This window comes from Brevibacterium antiquum, assembly GCF_016107655.1.
Classification (GTDB): Bacteria; Actinomycetota; Actinomycetes; order Actinomycetales; family Brevibacteriaceae; genus Brevibacterium; species Brevibacterium antiquum.
Genome location: NZ_JABASX010000001.1, coordinates 634,965 through 658,164 on the forward strand (window position 1 = coordinate 634,965; position 23,200 = coordinate 658,164).

24 protein-coding genes and 1 tRNA gene are annotated in these 23,200 nt (G+C 63.0%); 17 read left to right on the forward strand and 8 right to left on the reverse strand.

Annotation, left to right across the window (positions count from 1 at the left end):
* Nucleotides 1-33 precede the first annotated feature (33 nt).
* Nucleotides 34-711, reverse strand: coding sequence for a membrane protein YczE (gene yczE / locus JFC13_RS02925; protein ID WP_198395578.1), 678 nt, complete (start codon nt 709-711; stop codon nt 34-36).
* A 136-nt stretch (nt 712-847) separates the two neighbouring features.
* Here yczE and yczR point away from each other — a divergent pair, with 136 nt between their 5' ends.
* From yczR to JFC13_RS02950, 5 genes are read left to right on the forward strand one after another with little or no spacing between them, the layout of a single operon-like run.
* On the forward strand, nt 848-2,299 hold the full coding sequence (gene yczR / locus JFC13_RS02930; protein ID WP_232488052.1) for a MocR-like transcription factor YczR: 1,452 nt from the start codon (nt 848-850) through the stop codon (nt 2,297-2,299).
* A 23-nt stretch (nt 2,300-2,322) separates the two neighbouring features.
* Complete coding sequence (locus tag JFC13_RS02935) at nt 2,323-3,114, forward strand: YggS family pyridoxal phosphate-dependent enzyme (protein ID WP_198395579.1); 792 nt, start codon at nt 2,323-2,325, stop codon at nt 3,112-3,114.
* Between the two features lie 10 nt (nt 3,115-3,124).
* Nucleotides 3,125-4,096 (forward strand): arsenic resistance protein, encoded by a 972-nt coding sequence (locus tag JFC13_RS02940; RefSeq protein WP_198395580.1) that lies wholly within the window; start codon nt 3,125-3,127, stop codon nt 4,094-4,096.
* A 32-nt stretch (nt 4,097-4,128) separates the two neighbouring features.
* Nucleotides 4,129-5,583, forward strand: a complete 1,455-nt coding sequence (locus tag JFC13_RS02945) for a DNA-3-methyladenine glycosylase 2 family protein (RefSeq protein ID WP_198395581.1) — start codon at nt 4,129-4,131, stop codon at nt 5,581-5,583.
* Nucleotides 5,584-5,620: 37 nt separating this feature from the next.
* The gene (locus tag JFC13_RS02950; protein WP_198395698.1) at nt 5,621-6,142 is read left to right on the forward strand and encodes a methylated-DNA--[protein]-cysteine S-methyltransferase; all 522 of its coding nucleotides are present in this window, start codon (nt 5,621-5,623) and stop codon (nt 6,140-6,142) included.
* Between the two features lie 76 nt (nt 6,143-6,218).
* Here JFC13_RS02950 and JFC13_RS02955 read toward each other — a convergent pair.
* Nucleotides 6,219-6,291: transfer RNA gene (locus JFC13_RS02955), tRNA-Ala, on the reverse strand.
* A gap of 197 nt (nt 6,292-6,488) precedes the next feature.
* Nucleotides 6,489-6,719: a hypothetical protein gene (locus JFC13_RS02960; protein ID WP_198395582.1), complete on the reverse strand. Its 231-nt coding sequence runs from the start codon at nt 6,717-6,719 to the stop codon at nt 6,489-6,491.
* A gap of 824 nt (nt 6,720-7,543) precedes the next feature.
* On the opposite strand from JFC13_RS02960, the gene JFC13_RS02965 reads away from it, so the two are divergent.
* On the forward strand, nt 7,544-8,443 hold the full coding sequence (locus JFC13_RS02965; RefSeq protein WP_198395583.1) for a universal stress protein: 900 nt from the start codon (nt 7,544-7,546) through the stop codon (nt 8,441-8,443).
* Nucleotides 8,440-9,309, forward strand: coding sequence for an alpha/beta fold hydrolase (locus JFC13_RS02970; protein ID WP_198395584.1), 870 nt, complete (start codon nt 8,440-8,442; stop codon nt 9,307-9,309). The genes JFC13_RS02965 and JFC13_RS02970 overlap by 4 nt, the downstream gene beginning before the upstream one ends.
* Nucleotides 9,310-9,381: 72 nt before the next feature.
* Here JFC13_RS02970 and JFC13_RS02975 read toward each other — a convergent pair whose 3' ends face one another.
* Together JFC13_RS02975 and JFC13_RS02980 are read right to left on the reverse strand one after the other, a co-directional pair.
* Entirely contained in the window at nt 9,382-9,612 is a 231-nt protein-coding gene (locus JFC13_RS02975; RefSeq protein WP_198395585.1) for a hypothetical protein, read from the reverse strand.
* Between the two features lie 109 nt (nt 9,613-9,721).
* On the reverse strand, nt 9,722-10,135 hold the full coding sequence (locus tag JFC13_RS02980; protein WP_198395586.1) for a phage holin family protein: 414 nt from the start codon (nt 10,133-10,135) through the stop codon (nt 9,722-9,724).
* Nucleotides 10,136-10,396: 261 nt separating this feature from the next.
* Here JFC13_RS02980 and JFC13_RS02985 point away from each other — a divergent pair, with 261 nt between their 5' ends.
* The gene (locus JFC13_RS02985) at nt 10,397-11,659 is read left to right on the forward strand and encodes an MFS transporter (RefSeq protein ID WP_198395587.1); all 1,263 of its coding nucleotides are present in this window, start codon (nt 10,397-10,399) and stop codon (nt 11,657-11,659) included.
* Between the two features lie 136 nt (nt 11,660-11,795).
* A complete protein-coding gene (locus tag JFC13_RS02990) occupies nt 11,796-13,265 on the forward strand; it encodes a peptide MFS transporter (RefSeq protein ID WP_198395588.1) in 1,470 nt (489 codons plus the stop codon).
* Nucleotides 13,266-13,411: 146 nt separating this feature from the next.
* Here the strand turns inward: JFC13_RS02990 and JFC13_RS02995 are convergent, their stop codons facing one another.
* A complete protein-coding gene (locus JFC13_RS02995; protein WP_332839320.1) occupies nt 13,412-14,260 on the reverse strand; it encodes a CPBP family intramembrane glutamic endopeptidase in 849 nt (282 codons plus the stop codon).
* Between the two features lie 87 nt (nt 14,261-14,347).
* Here JFC13_RS02995 and JFC13_RS19790 point away from each other — a divergent pair, with 87 nt between their 5' ends.
* On the forward strand, nt 14,348-15,529 hold the full coding sequence (locus tag JFC13_RS19790; RefSeq protein ID WP_198395590.1) for a molybdopterin molybdotransferase MoeA: 1,182 nt from the start codon (nt 14,348-14,350) through the stop codon (nt 15,527-15,529).
* Between the two features lie 20 nt (nt 15,530-15,549).
* A complete protein-coding gene (locus JFC13_RS03005; protein WP_198395591.1) occupies nt 15,550-16,665 on the forward strand; it encodes a ThiF family adenylyltransferase in 1,116 nt (371 codons plus the stop codon).
* Nucleotides 16,666-16,670: 5 nt separating this feature from the next.
* Here the strand turns inward: JFC13_RS03005 and JFC13_RS03010 are convergent, their stop codons facing one another.
* Together JFC13_RS03010 and moaA are read right to left on the reverse strand one after the other, a co-directional pair.
* A complete protein-coding gene (locus JFC13_RS03010; protein WP_198395592.1) occupies nt 16,671-16,916 on the reverse strand; it encodes a MoaD/ThiS family protein in 246 nt (81 codons plus the stop codon).
* Nucleotides 16,917-18,005, reverse strand: a complete 1,089-nt coding sequence (gene moaA, locus JFC13_RS03015; protein ID WP_198395593.1) for a GTP 3',8-cyclase MoaA — start codon at nt 18,003-18,005, stop codon at nt 16,917-16,919.
* Nucleotides 18,006-18,047: 42 nt separating this feature from the next.
* Here moaA and JFC13_RS03020 point away from each other — a divergent pair, with 42 nt between their 5' ends.
* The 6 genes from JFC13_RS03020 to JFC13_RS03045 all read left to right on the forward strand — a co-directional run bounded on the left by JFC13_RS03020 (nt 18,048) and on the right by JFC13_RS03045 (nt 23,177).
* Nucleotides 18,048-19,313 (forward strand): molybdopterin molybdotransferase MoeA, encoded by a 1,266-nt coding sequence (locus JFC13_RS03020; RefSeq protein WP_232488053.1) that lies wholly within the window; start codon nt 18,048-18,050, stop codon nt 19,311-19,313.
* Nucleotides 19,310-19,780, forward strand: a complete 471-nt coding sequence (gene moaC, locus JFC13_RS03025; protein WP_198395594.1) for a cyclic pyranopterin monophosphate synthase MoaC — start codon at nt 19,310-19,312, stop codon at nt 19,778-19,780. Before JFC13_RS03020 ends, moaC begins: the two co-directional genes overlap by 4 nt.
* The gene (locus JFC13_RS03030) at nt 19,777-20,199 is read left to right on the forward strand and encodes a molybdenum cofactor biosynthesis protein MoaE (RefSeq protein ID WP_198395595.1); all 423 of its coding nucleotides are present in this window, start codon (nt 19,777-19,779) and stop codon (nt 20,197-20,199) included. Before moaC ends, JFC13_RS03030 begins: the two co-directional genes overlap by 4 nt.
* Nucleotides 20,196-20,597 (forward strand): TOBE domain-containing protein, encoded by a 402-nt coding sequence (locus JFC13_RS03035; protein ID WP_198395596.1) that lies wholly within the window; start codon nt 20,196-20,198, stop codon nt 20,595-20,597. Before JFC13_RS03030 ends, JFC13_RS03035 begins: the two co-directional genes overlap by 4 nt.
* A gap of 73 nt (nt 20,598-20,670) precedes the next feature.
* Entirely contained in the window at nt 20,671-21,429 is a 759-nt protein-coding gene (gene modA, locus JFC13_RS03040; RefSeq protein WP_198395597.1) for a molybdate ABC transporter substrate-binding protein, read from the forward strand.
* Between the two features lie 29 nt (nt 21,430-21,458).
* Entirely contained in the window at nt 21,459-23,177 is a 1,719-nt protein-coding gene (locus JFC13_RS03045; RefSeq protein WP_198395598.1) for an ABC transporter permease, read from the forward strand.
* Nucleotides 23,178-23,200 lie beyond the last annotated feature (23 nt).

The following is a 23,200-nucleotide window of genomic DNA, read 5'->3' on the forward strand; positions in this document are numbered from 1 at the left end:
CTGAGACTGCTCAACTCAAGGCGTGGGTCCTGCTCAGCCCTTGGCGTGAGGGCGGGGCCGCGGCCTGAGCTCGACGGTGAATGTGGGCAGGAGGAACTGCGTGATCGGTCCGATGCCCACAGCATAGAGCGCGGTGCCGATGCCGAAGACGCCGCCGAGCAGCCAGCCGACGATGACCACACTGACCTCGATGAGGGTGCGCACCAGTCGGATCGACTTGCCGGTGGCCCGCGACAGGCCCGTCATCAGACCGTCACGGGGACCGGGGCCGAACTGCGAGCCGATGTACATCGCCGAGGCGACGCCGTTGAGGATGATGCCGCCGACGAGGAGTGCGATATTCCACCACAGTTCCTCAGGCTGAGGCAGGAAGAGCCGCGTCAGGTCGAGAGAGGGACCGATGAGGAGGGCGTTGAGCACCGTCCCGAGTCCCGGCTGCTGCTTGAGCGGAATCCAGATGAGGAGGACGAGGAAGGAAGTGATCGTGACGATGGTGCCGAATGTCAGCGGCAGGTGCTTGATGATGCCCGAATGCAGAACGTCCCATGGCATCATGCCCAGCCCGGATGTCACGATCATGGCCATCGATGCGCCGTAGAGGTAGAGGCCGAAGAGCAGCTGCGGCAGTCGACGGGGGAGTCGGCCGCTCTTGAGCTGCTGGATCGGTCCGATATTCGCGAGTTCGCGCTTCGGCACAGGTGTCGATGACATCGTAGGTCTTTCCGGTTCGTTCTGACTGATATGACCATCTTGTCTCGAACTGGCCTTGTAAAAAAGATCCAATTGGAAGAAAGTGGTCATATCGCCACCGGTCGGGTGGACGAGGCATCGACACAGCGAGGTTGCCATGAGCACGGCAGTGATGAGTGGACCCAGGTTGGCAGGCATCATCGGCACTGGGCCGTGGCCCGGACCAGCCTATGATTCGCTGACGGCAGGGATCTCGCGCGCCATCGGCGACGGCCGCATCCCGGTCGGGGCCAGGCTGCCCAGTGAGCGGGAGGTCGCAGCCGCGACCGGCCTGTCTCGGACGACGACCACCCGCGCATTTGCCAAGCTGCGCGAACAGGGGTTCGTCCTCACCCGGCGCGGTTCCGGAAGTGTGGTCCAGATGCCGGAAGTCCCGGGCGGTCGCATCGATCATCTCCTGACCCCGGCCGGAGCCGATGAGGCGGAGATCGACCTCACCTGCACCGCCTCGGTGGCGCCGCCATGGCTGGTGGGAGCCTATGAACGCGCGGTCACGCAGATCCACGCCTATCTGCCCGGTACCGGCTACTATCCTTCGGGCCTTCCCGTTCTCAGGGAGCTCATCGCCGAGAGCTACACGGCTCGCGGTGTCCGCACCGATCCGGATCAGATCCTCATCACTTCGGGAGCCTTCGGTGCCGTGGCCATCGCCGTGCGCGCACTCAACGAGGGTCGAGGCCGGGTGCTCATTGAGAGTCCGACCTACCCGAATGCGATCGCGACCCTGGAAGGTGCCGGTGCCTCCCTGATTCCCTATCCGCTCGAAGTGGGCCCGGCCGGACACCATTGGGACATCGAGGCCATGGACCACATCGCACGCCAGACCCGTGTGCGATCGGCCTACCTGATCCCCGACTTCCACAACCCCACCGGGGCACTTCTGCCCGAAGAGCAGCGCCCCGAACTCGGATCCATGCTCCGGCGCAACTCCATGGTGCCGATCTTCGACGAGTCCTTGGTCGAGCTGGGGCTCGATGGAGGTCCGACACCCACGCCGATGGCGGCCTTCGTGCCCGACTCGATCACAGCAGGAAGCACCAGCAAGATCTACTGGGGCGGACTGCGCGTCGGGTGGCTGCGAATTCCGGCCCACCGCATCGAGGCGATGGCGTCCACGCGTCTGAGTCTCGACCTCGGCGCTCCTGTGCTTGAACAGCTTGTCGCCGTCGAACTCATGCGTGACCATGACACGATCGTCGGCGCATACCGCGACAAGCTGCGTGCGGCCAGGGACAACCTCGCCGCGCAGGTGCGCGCTCATCTTCCTACGTGGCAGGTGATCGTGCCCAGCGGTGGCATGGCGCTGTGGTGCCGCCTGCCCGAGGACCGTTCGGGTGCCCTTGCCGTCGCCGCGAGACGACACGGACTCGGGTTGGTCTCCGGGCCCAATTTCGCCCCCGCCGGAGGCCTGGACCGCTGGGTCCGTCTGCCGTACACCGTCTCCGAGGCGCAATTGGATGAGGTTGGTCCCCGCCTCGCCGCTGCCTGGGAGGATGCTCTGAAGTCCACCGACCGTGTCCCGGCCGGACGAGCGCGGATCGTCGCCTGAGACGATCTGGGTACCATGAGGACATGGACGAGGATCAGGCCGCGAACGAGGGGCTCAACCACAACGGACAGTATTCGACTGCGACGACGGCTGAGGACTTCCGGATCAACATCGCCGAGGTGAATCGGCGCATCGAATCCGCGGCTGCACGGGCCGGCCGCGACTCCTCTGAGATCGAATTGCTGCCAGTGAGCAAGACGGTTCCTCAGGAGAGGATCCGGGAAGCCGTTGCCGCCGGGTGCCACAAGCTCGGCGAGAACAAGGTGCAGGAGGCCTTCCGGAAGTCGGCCGAGATGTCTGACCTGGACATCGACTGGGCCGTGATCGGTCATCTGCAGTCGAACAAGGCACGTGACGTCGCGAAGTTCGCCTCCGAATTCCAGGCTTTGGACCGGCTGAAGGTCGCAGCTGCTCTCGACCGACGTCTCGAAGCGGCGGGTCGCAGCTTGGACGTCTACGTTCAGGTCAACACCTCGGCAGAAGAGTCGAAGTTCGGGATGCCGCCGGACGAACTGCTGAACTTCCTGCGAGAACTGCCGCAGTTCCCGAACCTGAACGTACAGGGCCTGATGACTCTCGCAGTGTTCTCCTCCGACCTCGATCGTGTCCGCACCTGCTTCCAGGGTCTGCGGACGCTGCGGGACCAGGCGCAGGAGACCGACCCCGAGCTGATCGGTGCCGGGAAACTCTCAATGGGCATGTCCGGGGACTACGAAGTGGCCATCGAAGAAGGAGCGAACTGCGTTCGGGTAGGCCAGGCCATCTTCGGCAGAAGGGCACTGCCTGACAGCTACTACTGGCCCGAGAACGGCTGACTGCGCTCGCGTGTTCGCATCACTGACCAGACATCAGGTTCTCTGGTACCTCATCGCCATAGTCGCAGGTGCTCTCATCGGGCTGGGACTTCCGGTGGCATCATCGGTCGCCGCCGCTGCGATCACGCCATGCCTCATCGCGCTCCTGTTCGTGACATTCCTCGATATCCCGTTCGATGCAGTCCGTGATTCCTTCACCGACATGAAGTTCCTGGGCGCAGCTGCTGCCCTCGTCAACTTCGTTCTCGTCCCGCTCGTCGTCGCCGGCATCTATGTCATGATGCCTCCTGCTGAGCCCTTCATCCTGCCTGTCCTCATCGTTCTCCTCACCCCCTGCATCGACTACGTCCTCGTCTTCACCCGATTGGCCGGCGGCGACCACGTAAGTCTGCTGGCACTGACGCCGGTGCTCATGCTCGTCCAGATCATCCTCCTGCCGGTCTGCCTGTGGATCATTCTCGGCACCACCGGCGTCGGCCTGATCGCGCCTGGGCCCTTCATCGCCGCTCTCGTCATCTTCATCCTCCTGCCGCTGGGTGCCTCAGTCCTCGTGCGTCTCCTGTCTCGGAGATCGACGGTCGTGGATCGCTGCGTCCAGAGTGTCTCGGGGTTGATGGTGCCGCTGATGATGCTTACCCTGGCTGTGATCGCCGCGGCGCAGGTGCCCCTGATCGCTTCGCATCTGTGGGAACTTGGCGGTGCCATAGCGACATTCGTCGTGTTCGCGGTCCTCATGACCTGCCTCGGCGCGATCCTGGCTCGGGTGCTGCCTCTGAGCGTGGGCCAGGGCAGAGCCCTCGTCTTCACCGCTGTCACCCGCAATTCGCTGGTCATGCTCCCGATCGTGCGCGCCATCACCGCAGACGGCATCGGTCCATCGACCGTCGTCGCGCAGACGATGGTCGAGCTTGTCTTCATGCTCCTTCTGGTCCGTCTGGTCCCGCGAATCCTCCCGGACACCGCTGTGTCCGAAAACCGCTAGTATTGACCTTCTTCTGCGAGCAGAATGGAAACATGCTCACGACAGATCAGTGCTACCAGGCAGTGGCCGGGCGTGACAGGCGCTTCGACGGAATGTTCTTCACCGCGGTTCATTCAACGGGCATCTTCTGCCGTCCGTCCTGTCCGGCGAGAACTCCGCTGCGCAGGAACGTCGGCTTCTACCAGACCGCAGCGGCAGCGGCGGAAGCCGGATTCCGGGCCTGCAAACGGTGCCGACCCGATGCCAGCCCGAATTCGCCTGAGTGGGACATTCGAGCCGATGTCACCGCCCGAGCCATGAGACTCATCCAAGATGGCCTCGTCGATCGGGAGGGGATCTCCGGCCTCGCCTCGGCGTTGGGATACAGTCCACGGCAGCTGGGACGAGTGCTGCAGTCCGAGATCGGCGTCGGGCCGCTTGCCATCGCCCGCACCGAACGCGTCAGGACTGCTCGCACGCTGGTCGAATCGACGACCTTGTCGATGAGCGAGATCGCCTTCGCAGCCGGATTCTCGAGCATTCGACAATTCAACGACACCTTCCGCGCCGTCTATTCGTCGACTCCGCGTGATCTGCGCACCAGCGCCGGGAAAGCGCACACCGGACAGGACATCACTGTCCGCCTCGCCTACCGGCCGCCATTCGACCATGTTCACCTGTTCAGGTATCTGGGTGTGCGTGCGATTCCCGGAATCGAGGACGTCACCGGTGATCGCTACACCCGTTCACTGCGCTTGGCTCACGGACCTGCTGTCCTGACTCTGACACCGGGTGCCGGAGACTACATCGAATGCCACCTCCGTTTAGCCGATACCCGCGATCTGGGAAGCGCGGTCGCCAGGGCCAGGCGAATCCTCGACCTCGACGCGGACCCCATCGCTGTGCGAGCGACACTGACCGAGGCGGGCCTGTCCGCGCTCATCGACAGGTACCCGGGCATCCGCTCCCCAGGAACAGGCGACCCCGTCGAACTCGCAATTCGAACGGTCCTGGGGCAGCAGATCTCCGTCAGCGCCGCGCAGACTCATCTGAATCGCCTGGTGACCACCTATGGTCAGGTGCTGCCTGATGAGCTGAGAGTCGGCACCGTCGACCGGGTCTTTCCCACCGCAACCGCAATCGCGGAGATCCCCGACGAGCATTGGTCGCTGCCCGGCCGCAGGATCAGCACCCTGAGAACGCTGAGCTCACACCTGGCAGACGGCTCGATCGATCTGGGTCCGGGATGCGATCGGACGGAGGTCAACGACAGCCTGCTCGCCATCCCTGGAATCGGTCCGTGGAGTCTTGGCTACATTCGGATGCGTGCTCTGGGAGACCCCGATGTCCTTCTCAGTTCGGACCTCGGAGTCAGGAAGGCTATAGAGGAGCTCAACGGTTCAGGCACGGACATGACCGGTTGGACCCAGAAGACAGACCGCGCACGACCCTGGAGGTCCTACGTCACCCATCTGCTGTGGGCCCATCACTCGCAGCCACAACCATGAACAGCACAGCGAATCAGGAACGGAGAACACAATGACTATGACACTGACCCAGCCCACGGCGAACGCAGTGCGATACTCGATCATCGACTCGGGGTTGGGGAGGATTCTTCTCACCTCCGACGGCGATCACCTGACCGGACTCTACCTGGATGATTTCGATCAGATCCTGGAACGACTGGCAATGCCAGGCGATGCCGAGCCGGTCCTTGACGACGGACTCACGGTGTTCGCGGCGACGGGGGAGCAGCTGGCCGAGTACTTCGCGGGCTCCCGCGTCGCCTTCGACATTCCATTGGCCCCGAAGGGCACCGAATTCCAACGCGAAGTCTGGCAGGCGCTGACAACGATTCCCTACGGAGCAACCGCAGGATACGGGGAACTCGCTGCGTGGATCAGCAGACCGACAGCGGCACGTGCAGTGGGAGCCGCCAATGGGCGGAACCCGATCAGCATCATCGTTCCCTGCCACCGTGTGATCGGAGCGAATGGGGCACTGACCGGCTATGCCTGGGGTGAAGAGAAGAAGCGAACCCTGCTCAACCTCGAGGCTGGTCACTGACGGCAGCCTCCCACTCGAGCCTCGCACACGAAGAAGGACCCGGCCCCATTGTGATGGGACCGGGTCCTTCGTGCGGTGGAGGTAAGGGGATTCGAACCCCTGACCTTCTCCATGCCATGGAGACGCGCTACCAACTGCGCCATACCCCCGCTTGCTCGATCAATATTACTCAGGTGCACGCGGGACGACAAATCGGCGGAGAGTGACGCTGACCACACTCATGTGTCAAGCGGTGGCTGGGACGCGGAATCTGCGGGTGACTGGGACAGGGAGTCTGATGGTGGCCGGGGCAGGGGATCTGATGATGGCCGGGACCAGGCGATCTCCCGGTCCCGGCCATCGGACATCAGATCATGGGCCGAACATAGTAGAGGTACTTCGCGACTTCGCGTTCGCGCTGCTCCTTCACCCGCTCATCTCGAGCGAGTCTGCGAAGCTGCGCCTGACGACGGTCTCGACGAGTGATCCTATTGCGGTTCTTTGCGGCGGCAGCCGGACGGCGGGCCCATTGGATCAACTTGAGCCCGGCGTTCAGTGCCACACGCCGCGGATATGTGAAAGTGAATACCGTGGACAAAACGATTCCTTAATGTTTTCGGGCAGGGGAAATGCCCAAATGAGGGTTAGTGTTAATGTTCGAGGACAATGAGCTGAAGAAAGGCCCGAAGACTCGAATGAAAGCGACTTCTGGGAGATGAATTCACGGATCGATGTCCGCCATGATCTGAGCCTCGGTGAGGATCAGATGAATTGACGGCAGCAGCCCACAGGCAGGCTCAATCGGATGAGTGGTTCAAAGCCCCGAAGGTCGATGGTGTTCATGAATGAACGCACCTGGTGAACAACGGCGTCCTGGCCGAGGCCACTTCAGGCGTGAATGCACCGTGTGAGCGCCAACGGTGGCGACACAGCGGTATGGCCTGGGTGATCCTGCGGCAGAGAAAGTACCGGCATTCAGATGACCGGTGGAGAAAGACGTAAGATGCGGCTGGAATTCAGCCGACGAGCCCTTGTCCGCCAATCAAGCAGGCAGTGTTCCCGAGCCAGCGGTGCTGGGGCTTCGGAAATGCGATAATTTTCAGCATAGTTCTGCGCTCCCTTCTTGGTCGTGGATCTCGTTTGAGCGGCGTCAGTGCTCACAATGGACTATTGCAATTCTGGGGGTTGTGCGAATCCGTAATTGCACTGTCGAATTTATCACAGGTGAAGAACTGTGTGTAGGTTTTGTTCATTCTTTCTGAACTTTATTACGGCTAAGGAGATTCGTGGTCTATTCGGACCGGTCATCGATCCGCACTGTCCCGTGGAGCACCTTTCCATCGGGCTCGGAATGTGAGGTCGAAGAATGCCTAGCTGCCGACGTAGAATCTTCTCAGACTCGCGACTCACTGGGAGAAGATCATGTCACAGCCTGCTGCCACCCCTCGACGACTGGTCGTCGGATACATTGCCACCGACCGTGGACGCGACGCCATCGCGCTGGCCATCTCACTGGCACGTTCTGCTGGGATCGAACTCATTGTGACGATCGTGCGTCCGGAGTCATCGACCTTCACCGCAGGCAATTCGATTCCGCAGGACGGCACCGGGATCGTCTCGCAGCAGCTCGAAGACTGGCTCGACGAGGCACTGGCACTGGTGCCCGATGATGTCACGGCCCGCGGTGTCATCCACACCTCGTCCAATGAGTCCAAAGGTCTGATGGAGGTCGCCGAGACCGAAGGTGCGCTCGGTATCGTCATCGGTGCGCGGGCCACGACGCTGATGCGCTCATTCCGCATCGGGACTGTCGCGTCCTCGTTGCTCCATTCCTCAGTGGTCCCGGTGGTTCTGGCTCCGGCAGGCAACTCGGACATCGGTCCCGTCTCCCGAATCACCACACTCTTCGGCGCCCGCCCCGGAGCGGCAGCGCTCATCGGCGCCGCCGTGCAGTCAGCCGCTGCCCTCGACGTCGACCTGCGGCTGCTGTCTCTGATCGAGAACGACGGGCTCGGCGATGACGATACCGTGGAGATTCAGGAATTCGCCGAGGAGTACGGGGGAGCGGTGCTGGCCGGCCGCGCGGCCGAGATGTTCGAGTCGGGCCGAGCCGTCGTCAAGTCTCAGGCCGGAGCCGACATCGAGGACGCTGCCGCGAACGTGGACTTCCAACCCGGCGAGATCGCATTCATCGGTTCGAGCAGACTCGGCCGAGGCGGTCGCGTGTTCATCGGTGCTCGTGCCAGGCGACTGCTGCGTGTGCTGCCGGTACCTGTCGTCGTTGTGCCCCGGCGCCCGAGCAGCTCCGTCTCGACGAAGTGAGCCTCTCTGCTCCAGCGCGCACCGACTTCACCGTCGACGGTCACCCAACCGCCGTGTGGGTGCACTCCGCGGAATCGACCGCGCGTCCTGTGCTCATGGTCCACGGATTCCGCGGCGACCACCACGGAATGGACCTCATGGCAGGGGCAATCCGTGATCGCGATGTCATCGTCGGCGATCTTCCCGGATTCGGCCTCACGCCTCCGCTGTCGGCAGGTCTGAGCCTCGACAGCTACTGCGATCATCTCGTCGGACTCATCGCAGAGGTGACTTCGCGTTGGCAGGCCGCGCCGATCGTTCTCGGCCACTCCTTCGGGTCGATTCTGGTCGCGCATATGGCTGCGCGCCGACCGTCGACTGTTGGTGAGCTCATCCTCATCAACCCGATCACGACACCGGCGCTCGAAGGCTCCGCCAAAGTGCTGACGGCTCTGACCCGTCTCTACTACAAGCTCGGAGCCCGGCTGCCGGAGACGATCGGTCACCAGCTGCTGGCCAATCCGGTCATCGTGCGGGCGATGAGTGAGGTCATGGCCACGACCAGTGACCGCGGGCTGCGACGCTATATCCACGACCAGCATGCTCGACATTTCTCCACCTTCAGCGATCGGGATTCACTTGCAGCGGCCTTCGAGGTCTCGGTCGCCCACACCGTCACCGAGGTGGCCGGCGACCTGAGGATGCCCACGCTCGTCATTGCCGGAGACAAGGACGCCATCGCCCCGATCCCGGCGACTCGCGAATTCGTATCGGAGTTGGCGAGTGCACAGTTCGTCGAACTCTCCGGTGTGGGGCACTTGGTGCACTATGAACGTCCCGAGGCAGCCGCCTCGGCGATCATGGGATTCTGTCGCGGCAGGGACTGAATCAGGGACTGAACAGCGAAAGGGGGCCGATGCGAATCAACGCATCGGCCCCCTTTCGTTCATGCCAGGGTCTCAGCCCTTACGGTCGACGATCCAGTGATAGACCATGGGGACGATGAACGCAGCGGAGGAGGCGAGCAGACCGGCCCAGAAGAGCCAGAACTCGGTCCCCGGAGCGCCGTAGAATCCGGCACCGAAGAGGTAGAGACCGAACACGAAGAGGGCAAACGAGAAGATGAAGACGATGACGTCAGCGAACGATGCTGAGTTCCGAGTTCTCTTCGTGGTGGCGATGTTGGACATGTTCTCCTCCGACGGTCATTGGGGTGCAGACTGACACACTGAAATTAAGTCTACACGCAGTAGAGAAGATTCCGGGTGCGGCTGACGCCCGAGTCACAGTGGGCACCGATCAGTCGCGTGCGGAGCTCTTCTCCGGGACCAACCAGCCCAGGAGGGCGGAGACGATGGAGATGATGATCGCGGCGAAGATGGCCGAAGGGAAGAATGTGTCGATAGTGAACTGGAACGGGGTGAAGCCGCTGAGCCAACTGGTCAGCGCCAGCATGATCGCATTGATGACGATCGAGAACAGCCCCAGAGTCAGGCACGTGATCGGTGCGGACACGAAGCTGAGGATCGGTTTGATGAACGCGTTCGCCAAACCGAAGATCAACCCGACGACGAGGTAGGAGATGATCGTGGCGGCGATCGGCCCAGTCTGGTCTTCCACGACTCGGTTTCCTGCGATGGCAACGCCAGGCAGAATCCAAGCCGCAACCCAGATCGCACATGCGTTGACGACTACTCGAGAGAGGAAGTTCATGCAGATATCGTCCCATTCTCGTCTGCATTCTTACTGAGTCGCGGATGGGAATGAGGTCTGTGTCAGACGACGAAGGTGAGCAAGCTCAAACGCTTGAGTTCACGATCACCCTCGTCGGCAGGCTCCGATCCCGGTAGCCTGGAAGAAGCGCCCACTGGCGCCGACATAGACAGCAGAGTGCATCTACCGAGTGATTTTGATCCAGGTCACCACGGCGGCACCGACCCCCATCGCAATGATTCGGGGAGAAACTGGATTGATATGCCCAGCAACGAAACCCGCACCCGTCCCGATCAGATCGCAGCACCGACGCTGCTGAGCATCGTGGGACGCACCTACTTCCCGATCGCCTGCGTGGCCAGATTGCCCTATGCCATGGTGGTCATCGGTGTCCTCACCCTCGTCGTCGCTGGCCGTGACTCGCTGAGCCTCGGCGGAATCAACTCCGCCATGGTCGGCCTGGGAACGGCGATCTTCGGCTCCTTCATCGGCGCCGCGGCTGACCGTTGGGGACAACGCCGCGTCCTGCTGATCGTGGGTCTGCTCAACAGCATCGCCCTGATCTTCATGGCCTGGGTCGTCTTCAGCCCCCTCCCTGATTCCGTGGTGCTCATCGCCGCCTTCGCCATCGGCGCTACAGCCCCGCAGGTCGCCCCGATGTCACGCTCTCGCCTCGTTGAGATCATCATGTCCAAGCTCAACGGCCCCAGACAGCAGAAGATTTTCAACGGCACAATGGCCTATGAGTCGGCAGCCGATGAGTTCGTCTTCGTCTTCGGCCCCTTCATCGTCGGCCTCCTCGCCACGACACTCCACCCGGTCGCGCCGATCATCGGCGCGGTCATCATGACCTTGGTCTTCGTGTCCTCTTTCGCCCTCCACCCCACGGGCAGGGCAGTTGTGAGCACCTCAGCGCAGCCACGAGTCCAGGCTCCGGCCAAGGAGCTGTTCACCTTCGGCGTCTTCGTCGTCGTCCTCGGCGTCTTCGGCATCGGGCTCGTCTTCGGGTCGACGCTGACGGCGCTGACCTCACTGACGAATGACCTCGGACGTCCCGAGGAGGCGGGCCTCATCTACGGAATCATGGGCATCGGCTCTGCCATTCTGGCCATCACTGTCGCGGTGTTCTCCCCACGCTATGCTCTGTGGGCCAGGCTGCTGTCCTTCGCACCCCTGATGCTCATCGGAGCCGTGATCATGGCGTCGTCAACGTCGATGGCCATCGTGGTCATCGCCCTCCTGCTCATGGGCTGCGTGGTCGGGCCAACCTTGGTGACCCTGTTCAGCCTTGCTGCCGAACGCAGTCCGCTCGGACGCTCGGCGACCGTGATGTCCATGGCTGGTTCCGCGATCATCGTCGGCCAGTCGATGGCATCGGCAGTCAACGGGATCCTCGCCGAGGAGGCCGGAACCTCGGCCGCAATGGCTGTCCCGATGGCGGCTTCCGCACTCGTCCTCGTTGCCGGCCTGCTCAACCTCATCGTCGGCAAAGAAGCCCGAAAAAGAGACCTGGTTCACTCGTAGTTACCGCTTGTTGGGACGCGACGTCCCAGCATTGAGATCGTGTGACCTGAGCAATAACAGGGAGTAGCATTGCCGCTTGTTCACAGTGAATCGCGCATCGCAGTGCGCGTTTGCACGCCACAACGGAAAGCACGATATGTCATCAAGCACCTCAACGACTGAGGCCACGCGGAACGACACCCGATTCTTCGGGCACCCGCTTCCGCTCATGCAGCTCTTCAGCCTCGAACTGTGGGAACGGTTCTCCTACTACGGCATGAACGGCATCCTCGCCATCTACCTGTACTTCCAGGTGTCCGAGGGCGGCCTGGGCATGCCTCAGCCGACAGCCATCGGAATCGTCGGCGCCTACGGCGGCGCCGTGTTCTTGGCGACGATCCTCGGCGCATGGGTCGCAGACCGGATCCTCGGCGCGGAGAAGATCCTCTTCTACTCGGCGATCATCATCATGGTCGGCCACATCTGCCTGGCGCTCATCCCGGGCTTCGGCGGAGTCGCCGCCGGTCTCATCCTCGTCGCTCTCGGCTCCGGTGGCCTCAAGGCTAATGCGTCTGCTCTCGTCGGTGAGCTCTACTCGGAGAAGGACCCGCGCAGGGATGCCGGGTTCACACTGTTCTACATGGGCGTCAACCTCGGTGCGTTCCTGGGACCGCTCATCACCGGTCTCCTGCAGAAGGAGATCGGCTTCCATTTCGGCTTCGGTGCCGCAGCAGTCGGTATGGCTCTGGGATTGATCATCTATGCCACAGGTCGGAAGAACCTGCCGGACGAATCGCGGGGTGCGGTCAACCCGTTGCCATCCTCGAAGCTTTACCTCTTCCTGCTGGCCATCGTCGTCGCCGTCGTCCTGATCGTCGTCCTGTGGTTCTCAGGTGTCGTCAATCCGGAGAATCTGGACTGGTGGATCGCAGGGATCTCGGCCGGAGCAGCGGCCTGCTACTTCATCGTCATGGGCGTGAGCCCGCAGACGAATGCCGATGAGCGCTCACGTGTGCTGGCATTCATTCCCTTCTTCGTCACCTGTGTGGTCTTCTGGTCCCTGTACCAGCAGATCTTCGGGACGCTCACTGCCTATTCCGACTCGCAGATGAACCGTGAGATCTTCGGCTGGGAGATGCCGATCAACTGGCTTCAGCTCATCCCGCCGATCTTCGTCATCGCCTTCGCTCCGGTCTTCTCAGCCGTCTGGTTCAAGCTGGGCACACGCCAGATCTCGACCCCGGTCAAGGCAGGGCTCTCGCTCATCCTCATCGGCATCGCGTTCCTGCTGTTCCTGCCGTATGCGAATGCCGGCGAGCATGAGACTCCGCTGTTGTGGGTGGCCTTCATCCTGCTGCTCTTCGTCTTCGCCGAACTGCTCATCTCTCCGATCGGTCTGTCCTTCTCCTCGAAGGTCGCACCGAAGGTGTTCCAGTCGCAGATGATCGCCGTGTTCTTCCTCGCCTCCGGCGTGGGAACTGCACTGTCGGGTGTCCTCGGCGGCTACTACTCGGCCGACAATCAGACGCCGTATTGGACGTCGATCGGCGCAGCATCGATCATTCTGGGTCTGCTGGCGCTGACCCTGACGAAGCCGATGCTCAAGGCACTGCGCGGAATCCGCTGACACTTCGCACAGGGGACGCTTCCCGTGCGCGCATGCTCTGACTCGATGAGACGCCCTGGCTCACATCTCGTGATCCAGGGCGTTTCGTCATGTGCGCGGGAGAAGCCTGGCGCCGCTGGATGACAACTGCGGCTGGCGGTGGGCTCTCACACCCCGATGAAGATGGGCAGCGCCTCGGGATGATGTGCGTGGACGATCGTGAGGAAGACGAGCGCGTCGAAGAGGAGATGGACCGTCACGGTATAGGGCAGCGACTTCGTTCGAGTGAAGATATAGGCCTGAACGAGCGCGAAGGGGATCGTCAGCACCGGGCCGATCGATCGATAGCCCAACTCCCACAGGAAGGACACGAAGATGATGGTGGTGAACACGTTGGCAGTCCAGAAGGCGAAGTGCTTGCGCAGCAAGGCGAAGACCGTGCAGATGAAGAACAGCTCATCCCAGATGCCGACAGCGTTGACGCCGAAGAAGAGGCGCACAATCTCATCCCACTGAGTCACCGGTGGCCAGTTGAGATAGACCCCGGTGCGCATGAAGTACTGAGGGAGAACGAGCCAGGCGACGACGATGACGAAGGCCAGCCAAGCCCATTCCAGGCGCGACCACTTCTGCCCACGACGCAGAGGGAAGACGATGGTCCGGTCCTTGAATCCGTATCGGGTGATCAGCCAGGGCCCGATCACCACGGCGGACAGCACGACTCCCATCCGAGCGATGTTGGACCAAGAGATATCGGCTGCCACCGAGATTGAGGAGATCAGTCCCAGACAGCCGGCGATGACGCTGAGGTCGCGTGCGAACTCTCGGTCGGCCATCCATGCGACGATGAGAGAGGCCACCATCGGCACGTAGCCGAAGGTCCTCAGCTCAGGAAACGTGGTTCCGAGACCGAACAGGACGAAGGCGGACAGCGCCAACAGGACTGCGGCCAGCCCCGGCCAGGAAATGAGATCGAATCGTTTGGAATCAGGTTCGAATCGCGTTTGTGTGTCCACGCTTGACACTCTAAATCACCACAGTCCGAACACGAGCGCTGGAACCGGCAACTCCTCGTAGTATCTGACACAGGCGAAAGGACACCCGTGGAACCAGAGGAATACTGCCGACTCATCATCTCGTCGGCCCCGCCGCACACCGTGGAGACGATTCCCACAGTGTCGGCGATCGACAGAACCTCAGCCGCCGACGTGATCGCCGACGCGCCCATCCCAGCGTTTGCCACCTCGGCGATGGACGGCTTCGCATTCGATGAGTCGGCGCTGGGCAGCTCCCGGGCCGGCGCCGAGGTGGCCCTCAGCGGTGACATCCCCGCCGGTGCCGTGCCGGTGGACATCGCACCAGGCACCGCAGTGCGGGTGATGACCGGAGCGCAGGTGCCCTCCAGCGCTGTGGCGGTCGTTCCCGTCGAACTCACCGATGCCGAGGCCACAGGGCCAGCTCCCGAACACATCCGTGTCCCGTCGTGGCCCACGGGACTGCAAACCGGGTGGAACATCAGAGCAGTAGGGGAGGACACCCAGGCCGGAGACACCGTCATCCGATCCGGCGAGACGATCAGCTCCGCAGGTGTGGGCACACTGGCCATGATGGGACGCGAGACCGTCAGCGTCCTCCGCCCTCTCACCATCGGTCTCATCGTCACCGGGGATGAGCTGCGCACCGGTCTCACCACGTCGGTGCAGCCATTCATCCACAACTCGAATCTGCCCATGCTCAGCTCAGCGATCACGGCCGCCGGAGCCATCCCCGTCGATCGCAGCTGCGGTGACGATCCCGATGCCTTCCTCCAGATCATCGACGAGCTCTCAGGTCGAGTCGACCTCATCATCACCACCGGCGGCATCAGCGCCGGCGCCTTCGAAGTCGTCAGACAGGCCCTCAGCGGCGACCACTCGTCGTTCCTGCGTCTGGCACTGCGACCGGGCGGGCCCCAGGGGTACGGACGCTGCGGTGATGTCCCACTGCTCCATTTCCCGGGCACACCGACCGGAGCCTTCCTGTCCTTCCACCTCTTCGCACGCTCTCTGCTCGAGGCGCGTCCCCTCGGATCACGGTGGCAGAAGGCCGTCTACGCCGGTCCCGACATCATCGGACACAATAAGGCCGTCAGCCTGCTGCCCGGCAGATTCACCACAGCGGGAGATGTCGAAGCCCTGGACCGGTCACGACTGCGCGACTTCGCCGGCGCCGACGTCATCATCCGTGCACCTCGAGCCCCAGGGACGATTCGGACCGGGGACATCATCGCGGTCCTCGACTGCTGAAGCCAACTAGACTGAGGCACATGTCAGCACATGCACTCACCTTTGCGGACACGAAGCGCTATGCCCGTCAGATCCGCCTCAACGGGTTCGGCCCGCAGGCCCAGTCCGCACTCCTTGCATCTCATGTGCTCGTCATCGGCGCCGGTGGGCTCGGGGCACCGGTCCTGACGTACCTGGCAGCGGCCGGGGTCGGACGCATCAGCATCATCGACCCCGACACGGTGGAACTGAGCAACCTGCACCGCCAATTCATTCATTCCGAGGCGCGCGTGGGCCACCGGAAGGTCGATTCCGCCAAAGCACGGTTGGGCGAGCTGAACTCGACCCTCGACATCATCACCCACCCCGTGCTGCTGACACCGGACAACGCCCTCGAACTCATCGGTGCAGCCGATATCGTCATCGACGGCAGCGACAACTTCGCCACCAGGTACTTAGCCAACGACGCCTGTGAGATCCTGAAGAAGCCCCTCGTCTGGGGCACGATCCTCGGCTTCGACGGGCAGGTCGCCGTCTTCGACACGAGGCAGGGGGCAACGCTGCGCGACCTCTACCCGGTCGTCCCTGCCCCCGGATCAGTACCCGACTGCGCCACTGCCGGTGTCCTCGGAGCTCTCTGCGGAAGCATCGGTGCGGCCATGGCGATGGAGACGATCAAGGTCCTCACCGGTATCGGCACACCTCTCTACAACGCGGTCTCCATCCACAGCAGCCTCGACGCCAGCTGGGAGAGCGTTCCGGTTCGACGATTACCTGAACGTGAGTCGATCACGGAGCTGGGCAGCCACCTCGGCGACTATGGTGATGCACTCGGCAGCCTCGGTGCTGAGACGACCGCCGGGACGCCGGCGGGAAATGATCCGAGCGTGACGTGGGGGTCGATCACACCCGGCACTCACCTCGTCGACATCAGAGACGAAGACGAGGTCTCGGCAGGAATGGTTCCAGGCGCTCGGCACATACCGATGGACGTCCTCGTGGACGATCCCGGACTGATCGCGGGGCACGGGACAGTGGCTCTCTACTGCCGTTCGGGAGTGCGCTCTGCCCGGGCCTGCGCACAGCTGCGCGCGCAGGGTAGCGAGGTCAGCTCTGTCTCCGGGGGATATCTCGCGTATCTGTCACTGCCGCACTGACGAACTCAGCCGCCTGCGAAGGGCGGGAGGACGTCGACGGTATCGCCCTCGCTCAGAGCCGCGTGAGGATCCGTGGCAGCGATCGCGTTGACCAGGAAGCTCGAGCGGGAGATGACCGTCTTCGCCTCGGTGGCGGCATCCTTGGTCAGGGTCGTGATCAGCCCGTCGATGGTGGCGGCCTCGGCGCTGCATTCTTTGGTCCCGAAAGCCTCTCGCGCGGCTGCGAAGAAGCGGACTCTGATCTGGGGCACTTATCCTCCGATGGCGCTCATGGGACGTTGGGGCTGTTCGAAGCTCTCGGAATCCATGCCGTGGCCGGCCAGCTTCTTCCAATGCGCGCCCTTCCACAGGTTCGCGATGGCTTCATCATCGGCACCGCCCCGCATGGCCGTGAGCAGATCCACCTCCGTGTGTGAGAACAGGCAGGTGCGCACTCGTCCCTCTGCAGTCAGACGGGTGCGGGTGCAATCGGCACAGAAGGGTCGGGTTACCGAGGCGATGATGCCGACGTCGCCGATGACGGTCTCCGGATCGTCCCTGCTCGCAACCAGGAACTTCTCCGCTGGAGCACCACCCCGCGGTGCAGAGTCGGGGCTGAGGACGAAATCGGGTTCGAGCAGGGCGAAGATGTCGGCGGCCGTGATCATTGTGCCGCGTTCCCAGGAATGTCCGGCATCGAGAGGCATCTGTTCGATGAAGCGCAGCTTGAGCCCACGATCGAGACACCAGCGCAGCAGCTGCGGAGCCTGATGGTCGTTGACGCCGGGCAGCAGCACGGCGTTGATCTTCACCGGATCCATGCCGGCAGCCTGGGCGCCCTTGATCCCGTCGAGCACCCTGCCCAGGAACGGGCGTCGAGTGATCGTCGCGAAGGTCTCGGGGTCGACGGTGTCGAGAGAGACATTGATGCGGTCGAGGCCCGCGTCCCGCAGCTTCGCAGCACGCTTGTCGAGACCGATCGCATTCGTCGTCAGTGCGATATTGGGGCGGGGCTCAAGTGCGGCGACACCGGCGATGATGTCGGTGACGTCTTTGCGGGTCAGCGGTTCGCCACCGGTGAACCGGACCTGGTCGACGCCGAACTTCTCGACCCCGATGCGCACGAAGCGGATGATCTCCTCGGCCGTCATCGCCGCATCGCGAGACATGAACTCCACACCCTCCTCGGGCATGCAGTAGCTGCAGCGCAGATTGCAGAAGTCGGTCAGCGAGATGCGCATATCGCGGGCACGTCGACCGAAGGTGTCCAGGAGCGAATCCTCCTGATGGGCCGTAAACGTCTCGCCCGGGTCCACTGTCGGAGTTCTCAGAACGGGCGTGGGCAGGCTGATCTTGCGCATTCTGCCATCCTCCTTGATCAACATCTTCGCTATCATCGTCCCATGACTACCGCCATGATGCATCGTCGCCGTGTGCTCGACACGATCGGCCCACTCCTCGACACGCAGACAAGGCCGATCAGCGAACTCCTCGACTCACCGCGGCGCCTGAGCACTACCGTGAGCTCACCGATCGATGTTCCGGGTTTCGACAACTCCAGCATGGACGGATATGCCGTAGCCGCCTCCACGCTTCGCAACGCGCAGCAGAGGCACGACACAGACGCCAAAGGCATCGAACATACAGTCTACGGCCCCATTCGGGTACGCGGCAGGGTTGCGGCCGGAGCGCGCGGCGGAGAGGTGGCGCCCGGATCTGCGGTCGAGATCATGACCGGGGCACCGCTGCCTGCGGGCACCGACACAGTGATCAAGATCGAGGATACTCAGCCGGGGAACTTCGAGTCCTCGGAGATCACCATCACCCTGCCGGCCACGGATACAGGCCCTCAGCCGGGTGACTTCGTGCGGTCTCGAGGCAGCGACGTCGCCGCCGGAACCGCAGTGCTCAATGCCGGACTGATGCTCACGCCGGCCCACCTCGGCGTCGCAGCAGCGTGCGGGATCACCGCGCTCGAGGTCCAGAACCTGCCTCGTGTGCTCATCGTGAGCACCGGGGACGAGATCACCGCCGATGCCGCCGCCGGAATCCATGACGCAAACTCGATCACCCTGGGTGCCAGTCTCCGCCGCCTGGGCGTCGACACGACCATCATCACCGTCCCCGACGATCCGCAGGCACTTCTTCACGCTGTGCAGGCGTCCGAGAGTGACCTCGTCATCTCGACCGGCGGGATCTCGAAGGGGGCGCATGAGGTCGTCAAGCTCGCCGCCGACCTCGACGAAGCCTCGACCATGGTCTTCGAACCCATCGCGATGCAGCCAGGGGGACCGCAGGGATGCGGAACACTGGCCGGAACCGCATGGGTGGCGCTGCCCGGCAACCCGGTCAGTGCCCTGATCAGCTTCGAGATGTTCATCCGCCCTGCCCTGTTGGGACTCGACGTGGACGAAGACCCGCGCGAAACCGAATACCACCGTCTGCTCGGGGGACTCGACGAGGCCCCGCCGAGCGGAAAGCTGCAGGTGCGCCGGGCCGTGATGACCGGTGAGGGCCTCGAGCTCATGGGCGGATCCCGCTCCCACCTGCTCCACAACTATGCCCAGAGCACGCATCTTGTCTTCATCCCACCGGCAGCTTCCGGCGCGCAGTCGGATGAGACTGAGCCCGGCGCAGGCGATAGGCTGAAGACGTGGAAGATCACATGACACTGACGCACATCGACGATTCCGGCGCCGCCCATATGGTCGACGTCGGAGACAAGGACGTGACCAAACGTCGCGCCGTCGCCACCGCACTCATCACCACTCGACACGAGGTCATCGATATGATCGCCGAGGCGGGGCTGCCCAAGGGTGATGCTCTGCCTGTGGCCCGGATCGCCGCAGTCATGGGCGCCAAGCGCACCAGCGAGCTCATCCCGCTGTGCCACCCTCTGCCGCTGACCGGCATCGACGTCGACTTCGAACTCCTCGATGACGCCGTCCGCATCAATGGCGCCGTCAAAACCGTGTCGAAGACCGGTGTCGAGATGGAGGCGCTGACCGCTGTCTCCATCGCCGCTCTGACCATCTTCGATATGATCAAGGCCGTCGACAATCAGGCGATCATCGGCGATATCAAGGTCATCGAGAAGTCGGGTGGACGCAGCGGCGACTGGAGCCGGGACACATGAGCGTCATCCACACCGACATCGTCGAGACCCCGATCAGCACCGACGCACTCGAGCCCGATGTCCTCAACGACACCTGCGGTGCTGTGGTCAGCTTCTCCGGTGTCATCCGAGACCACGACGACGGGCGGGGCGTCCACAGACTGTCCTACGAATCCCATCCGCTGGCAACGACCCAGATCGCCGAGGTGGCCGCTGAGATCGCGTCGAAGCACCCGGTCGTGCGTCTGTCCGTCGTTCATCGTGTCGGTGCACTCGAGATCGGAGACGTGGCCCTGGCCGCCGTCGTCGCCTCACCACATCGTCATGATTCCTTCGCCGCGTGCTCGGAGCTCATCGACGAGGTCAAGGCGCGGGTCGCGATCTGGAAGCATCAGTTCTTCTCCGACGGAGACGATGAATGGGTGGGAGCACTCGAATGACGGAACTGCGCATCAATGATGCGGCCCGGTTCCTCGGGGTCAGTGATGACACCATCCGCCGATGGGTCAGCGAAGGAAAACTCACCCAGCACAAGGACGTATCCAATCGGGCAGTGGTTGAGGGGCGCGAGCTCGTGGCGCTGGCGCAGTCGAGTTCTGCGGCCCTCGATGATCCGACCGGTGTCGTGAGTTCTGCCCGCAATCGGTTCGCCGGTCTTGTCACCGATGTGGTCATCGACGGGGTCATGGCGCAGGTCAGTCTCCAATGCGGTCCTTTCCGCGTCGTGTCTCTGATGTCAGCGGAGGCCTGCAGACAGCTCCAACTCGAACCGGGCAGTCTTGCCACCGCCTCGGTGAAGGCAACGATGGTCTCCATCGACACTGCGGCAACCGGCTGACAAGTCCGCCCTCTTTGTCGTAGATGCTGAGATGAATGTGCATTTTATCCGCGAATGCGGGTTTAATGGACGAATGAAGCATCTATCTGCAGCGTGCATCGTCGCACTGCTCACACTCACCGCCTGTTCGACCGGCTCAGGCTCGGATTCGGGCTCGGAGGAGAAGACAACTCTGACGGTCTTCGCCGCCGCATCATTGACCGAGGTCTTCGACGATGTCGCTGAGGAGTTCAACAAGACCGAGCCCGACGTCGAGGTGAAGTTCTCCTTCGCAGGCTCCTCCGATCTCGTCGCACAGATCTCGGAAGGGGCTCCCGCAGACGTGATCGCCACCGCCGATGAGTCGACGATGAACACGCTCAACAGTGATGACCTACTGGCCGGGGCGCGCCAGATCTTCGCCTCGAACACGCTGGCCCTGGCCGTGCCGAAGGGAAACCCGGAGAACATCGCCTCGTCGAAGGACTTCACGGGCAAGGACCTCGTCGTCTGCGCGCCCCAGGTCCCCTGCGGTGCCGCCACCGAGAAGTGGGCGCACCAGAATGATGTCGCACTCGACCCCGTCAGCGAGGAGAACTCGGTCACTGATGTTCTGGGCAAGGTCAGTGCCGGCCAGGCCGACGCCGGCATCGTCTACGTCACCGATGTCGCCCGGGGGAACGGAGACGTCGAACAGGTCGCGCTCGACGGCGCGGACAAGGTCATCAACGAGTACCCGGCGGCGACGGTCGGAGCGAGTGAGAACCAGGAAGCCGCCGATGAGTTCGTGTCGTTCCTGAAGTCTGACGAGGCGATCAGTTTGTTCGACGACGCCGGATTCTCGACTCCCTGACCTGACCGTTCTGACTTGGGAGTCCTGATATGACGAATACGCGCAGGAGACGCGGCCACTCAACGGTGCCGTCGTGGCTCTGGATCCCTGCCGGGCTCGGCATCGCCTTCCTCCTCGTCCCGATCATCGGGATGATCACACGAATCGAGCCCAGCCACCTCGGCGAGATCATTCTATCGCCGGAATCTCAAGTGGCTATGGGACTCTCACTGCTGACCTCCGTCATCGCTGCTCTGGTGAGCGTGAGCATCGGCTTCCCCCTGGGCTACCTGCTCGCGACGCGCACCTTCCGCGGGCAGCGAGTCGTGCGCACGCTCATCCTGCTGCCACTCGTCCTGCCGCCGGTGGTCAGCGGTCTGGCACTGCTCTACACCTGGGGGAGAACAGCCTTCCTCGGGTCCCTGCTCACCGACATGGGACTGGGCTTGGCATATACAACGGCAGCCGTCGTGTTTGCGCAGATCTTCGTGTCACTTCCATTCATGGTCATGTCCGTCGAGACGGCGGTCGCCGCCCGGGGGCAGGACTTCGAACTCGCCGCGGCCGAGCTCGGCGCAGCGCCCAACCGCGTGTTCTTCCACATCACACTTCCGCTCCTGCGCCAAGGAATCATGACCGGCGCCATCCTCTGCTTCGCCCGAGCACTGGGGGAGTTCGGTGCGACTCTGACATTTGCAGGCTCCCTCTCGGGGGTCACGCGAACGATGCCGCTTCAGATCTATCTGGTCCGCGAATCCGACCCGCAGTCGGCAATCGCATTGTCCCTGCTCCTCATCGTCGTCGCCCTGGTCATCATCGTCCTCGCCTACCGTTCTCCTCACGCACCCAGACTGCGCGCTCCGCGTTCGGCCGCGGCACCGGCACCGGCCGTGGCACCGGAGGCGGTCGAGGCTTCGACACTCCGGCCGGGTCCGTCTTCGACGTTCTCTGGAGGGCACACCTCGGAGTCGCTCACCGAACGACCGCAGCCGGAGGCCTCCGCGGTTCGTCTCAGCGCTCGGCTGCCCGAGCGCGGTATCAACGTCGATCTCACGATGCCGACTGGCTCGACGACGGCGATCATCGGTCGCAACGGTGCGGGGAAGTCGAGCCTCTTCCAGCTGATGACCGGAGCGATCTCTGCCGAGTCCGGCTCCCTGCACATTGGTGCTGAGACCGTTTTCGACCTCGACGCGAACAGATGGCCGCCCGTTCACGCCAGAGGCATCGTCCACCTGGCTCAGAACCCGCTCCTGTTCCCGCATCTGAGCGTCATCGACAATGTGGCCTTCGGACTCAGAGCTCACGGACGCCGAACTGCGGACGCACGAAGACTCGCCGGACGCATGCTCTCGAACCTCGGCGTCGGTCATTGCGCGGACCGCAGACCCGATGCCGTATCCGGGGGACAGGCAGCCCGCATCGCTCTGGCCCGAGCACTGGTCACCGATCCGAAGCTGCTGCTCCTCGACGAGCCGCTGTCGGCCCTGGACATTGACGTCAGGGTCGAGACGCGAAGCGTGCTCGGCCAGGTGCTGTCAGATCGAAGCGCTGTCATCATCACCCACGATGTCGACGACGTCACTGCACTGGCGTCCACTCTGGTGCTCATCGACTCCGGAAGCGTTGCGTTCAGCGCACCCGTGGGAGAAGTCGGAGCCAGCCTGTCGACCGCTTCTCGCCAGTGGCCGGACTTACCTGGACACGACTTCCTCCACAGCTTTTGCGACGGGGACACAGAAGGCATACTGTGCAGTAGATCACGCTAGCACCATCGAACCTGCACAAAGGA

Excerpts from the sequence above, each read along its gene's own strand:
- yczE (WP_198395578.1), bottom strand. The coding sequence starts at position 711 with ATGTCATCGACACCTGTGCCGAAGCGCGAACTCGCGAATATCGGACCG.
- yczR (WP_232488052.1), top strand. The coding sequence starts at position 848 with ATGAGCACGGCAGTGATGAGTGGACCCAGGTTGGCAGGCATCATCGGC.
- JFC13_RS02935 (WP_198395579.1), top strand. The coding sequence starts at position 2,323 with ATGGACGAGGATCAGGCCGCGAACGAGGGGCTCAACCACAACGGACAG.
- JFC13_RS02945 (WP_198395581.1), top strand. The coding sequence starts at position 4,129 with ATGCTCACGACAGATCAGTGCTACCAGGCAGTGGCCGGGCGTGACAGG.
- JFC13_RS02950 (WP_198395698.1), top strand. The coding sequence starts at position 5,621 with ATGACACTGACCCAGCCCACGGCGAACGCAGTGCGATACTCGATCATC.
- JFC13_RS02965 (WP_198395583.1), top strand. The coding sequence starts at position 7,544 with ATGTCACAGCCTGCTGCCACCCCTCGACGACTGGTCGTCGGATACATT.
- JFC13_RS02975 (WP_198395585.1), bottom strand. The coding sequence starts at position 9,612 with ATGTCCAACATCGCCACCACGAAGAGAACTCGGAACTCAGCATCGTTC.
- JFC13_RS02980 (WP_198395586.1), bottom strand. The coding sequence starts at position 10,135 with ATGAACTTCCTCTCTCGAGTAGTCGTCAACGCATGTGCGATCTGGGTT.
- JFC13_RS02985 (WP_198395587.1), top strand. The coding sequence starts at position 10,397 with ATGCCCAGCAACGAAACCCGCACCCGTCCCGATCAGATCGCAGCACCG.
- JFC13_RS02990 (WP_198395588.1), top strand. The coding sequence starts at position 11,796 with ATGTCATCAAGCACCTCAACGACTGAGGCCACGCGGAACGACACCCGA.
- JFC13_RS03005 (WP_198395591.1), top strand. The coding sequence starts at position 15,550 with ATGTCAGCACATGCACTCACCTTTGCGGACACGAAGCGCTATGCCCGT.
- moaA (WP_198395593.1), bottom strand. The coding sequence starts at position 18,005 with ATGCGCAAGATCAGCCTGCCCACGCCCGTTCTGAGAACTCCGACAGTG.
- JFC13_RS03020 (WP_232488053.1), top strand. The coding sequence starts at position 18,048 with ATGACTACCGCCATGATGCATCGTCGCCGTGTGCTCGACACGATCGGC.
- moaC (WP_198395594.1), top strand. The coding sequence starts at position 19,310 with ATGACACTGACGCACATCGACGATTCCGGCGCCGCCCATATGGTCGAC.
- JFC13_RS03030 (WP_198395595.1), top strand. The coding sequence starts at position 19,777 with ATGAGCGTCATCCACACCGACATCGTCGAGACCCCGATCAGCACCGAC.
- JFC13_RS03035 (WP_198395596.1), top strand. The coding sequence starts at position 20,196 with ATGACGGAACTGCGCATCAATGATGCGGCCCGGTTCCTCGGGGTCAGT.
- modA (WP_198395597.1), top strand. The coding sequence starts at position 20,671 with ATGAAGCATCTATCTGCAGCGTGCATCGTCGCACTGCTCACACTCACC.
- JFC13_RS03045 (WP_198395598.1), top strand. The coding sequence starts at position 21,459 with ATGACGAATACGCGCAGGAGACGCGGCCACTCAACGGTGCCGTCGTGG.